This window comes from Microcoleus sp. A2-C3, from assembly GCF_036706065.1.
Taxonomy (GTDB): domain Bacteria; phylum Cyanobacteriota; class Cyanobacteriia; order Cyanobacteriales; family Microcoleaceae; genus Microcoleus.
Window position 1 is genome coordinate 1 of record NZ_JAUBVX010000114.1, and the last position, 2,201, is coordinate 2,201.

The 2,201-nt window shown below is 40.0% G+C and carries 2 protein-coding genes and 1 pseudogene; 2 read left to right on the forward strand and 1 reads right to left on the reverse strand.

Annotation, left to right across the window (positions count from 1 at the left end; genetic code table 11):
• Positions 1 to 301: 301 nt before the first annotated feature.
• Positions 302 to 1,445, reverse strand: a pseudogene (locus tag QUB66_RS29495) (ISAs1 family transposase).
• A gap of 82 nt (positions 1,446 to 1,527) precedes the next feature.
• Here QUB66_RS29495 and QUB66_RS29500 point away from each other — a divergent pair.
• Positions 1,528 to 1,812, forward strand: a complete 285-nt coding sequence (locus QUB66_RS29500; protein ID WP_265240102.1) for a hypothetical protein — start codon at positions 1,528 to 1,530, stop codon at positions 1,810 to 1,812.
• 96 nt (positions 1,813 to 1,908) lie between these two features.
• The gene (locus QUB66_RS29505) at positions 1,909 to 2,163 is read left to right on the forward strand and encodes an SDR family NAD(P)-dependent oxidoreductase (RefSeq protein ID WP_265240100.1); all 255 of its coding nucleotides are present in this window, start codon (positions 1,909 to 1,911) and stop codon (positions 2,161 to 2,163) included.
• Positions 2,164 to 2,201: the final 38 nt, after the last annotated feature.

The following is a 2,201-nucleotide window of genomic DNA, read 5'->3' on the forward strand; positions in this document are numbered from 1 at the left end:
AATAGTCAACTACCAATACTATAAAGAAGAATCCATAAGTTCGATTGGTTCTGGAACAGTTGAATCAATTATTAAACCAGGGGGAACGCATCTTATTGAACGCTGTTCACCGGTGGTGAGTATATTTTAAGATAAATTCACTATTATTAAAAGCTATAAACACGCTTTGTAATGACTTTTAAGAGAAAAGAGGAACTGATTAATGGTAATTTTTACTTGCGGCAATTTTTGAGACAATAAAAAGCTTACAACCACTGTTTACAAGTTGTATAATAGTTAGCAATGAGTTGTTTGTGAGAATTTAGTTGACTGAAATAGCGAGGATTTTAGTCAAATACTCATCATCCCACCCGGCTCGAAGTCGCTTGTTCTTTGCTCCAGTTTTTGAGGTTTTTTCTTGATTTAAAAGATTGAGAGAGATATGTCTAAGAATCGCAAAATTTTGCGGAGCATTATCTTTTCTAATCCGACAATCCTCTTCGCGAAAACCCACATCTAATACCCAATGTAAGGAATTTTCAACCCCCCAATGGCTGCGTACTGATTCACCAAACTTTTGAGCATTATTTGGTAAACTACTAATGTAATAACGAATTTCGATAGTCGTTTTCCCCTTCACCATTCGCACCGGTTCTATCATACCTATGCTGTCAAGTTTCTCCCATTGATTGTCGGGGTTAATCAGCTCTTTGATATCACTTAACATGGTTGTGATGTCGGATTTCTGAGCGACCGTGATTGTTTTCTTGTTTGGGCGAATAAACCGTATGTGTAAAGCCAGAAAATCCTTGGCTAATTGCTTGTTTAAACAACTCCTCTACTCTGGCATATAGGGATGGCTGGTTCTTTTTTAAGGTGATTACGTAGTCTCCCCCCTGTTCAACAATTGACTTCACAATTGACCTCTGACAGCCCATCGCATCAATGGTGACAATGCTTCCGTTTAATTCTAATACTTTGAGTAAAGCCGGAATTGCTGTGATTTCATTGGATTTTTTGTTAACTTTAACTTGCCCTAAAACTAATCTTTGACTGGCAGCCCAAGCACTAACCATATGAATCGCTTTTTTATCTCCTCCCCGATCGTAAGAATGGCGAAGAGTTTTCCCATCAATTGCGATTAGTTCTCCTGGATTGAAGCAGCTAATAGATTGAATCTAACTCAAAAAACATTTCTGAAACTGCTCGGGTTTGAGACGAGAAAATACTCGCGCAATTGTGTCGTGTGAAGGTATGCCATTCGGCAATTCTAAAAACTTTTTTAACCATTCATATTTAGATAGACCGTAACTTTCGATATCCACCCATGTGTCAGCACCACAAATCACGGCACAAATTGAGATGGTAATAATATCAATTAATTGATGGCGTTTCGTTCGCTCAATCCTTGGATCTTCTAAGTCAGCAAAATGGTCAGCAATGGTGATTTTAGGCTTGAGTTTCATAAGAACTAACTCTGCTTAAATGTTTCGTATGTAATCAATAATTATTCTCCAATATACCATATTCTGCTAACATAAATTTTAGATGCGTTCGCCCTGCGCTCCTTCCCAAGAATCCAGCGGTGATTTACATAAATCTAAGGTTGTTGGCGGTTCTGATTTATGTCGTAAAGCTCTTTGGCAATGGGTGTTTACTCGAATTGAGCCGAGTCGATCGCGCCTAAAGAATGACATTGGCGATAGGCTTGGTGAAATTATGGATGCTGAAAAACTTAGCGGTCGGCCGGTGCGACTGATTCGATCGCGTGTTGCGGCTAAGGCGGTTAAGTTGCTTTTTAAAGAATTTGTTCGTGAGCTCGTTCAAATCTAAAATCTAAAACCCTAAGTCTTGACAGTCAGGCTTAGGGTTTTTTGCTGCCGACGGCTGATCTAGATTTGCTAGAGTGAATTTGGAGCACAAATTATCATGATTGGTAAAGAATCATCTCGCGTGTGGCTGATTACAGGTAGCTCAACGGGCTTTGGTCGTGCTTTGGCTGAGGCTGCTTTAGATAAGGGCGATCGCGTGATAGCCACGGCTCGCAATGTCAGCCAAATTCAAGACCTGGAGCACAACTATCCGAAAACTGCAAAAGCGGTTCGCTTGGATGTGACTGACCAGACAAGCATTCAAACTGCTGTGGGGTCTTCTGGGTTTGCGGTGATAAGAAAGACTAATTAGAAAAGCAAGCTAATAGTCGAGCTCGAAAATTGTCAAAA

Bases quoted from the DNA above. Each gene is read 5' to 3' on its own strand.
- QUB66_RS29505 (WP_265240100.1), top strand. From the start codon at position 1,909: ATGATTGGTAAAGAATCATCTCGCGTGTGGCTGATTACAGGTAGCTCA.
- QUB66_RS29500 (WP_265240102.1), top strand. From the start codon at position 1,528: ATGCGTTCGCCCTGCGCTCCTTCCCAAGAATCCAGCGGTGATTTACAT.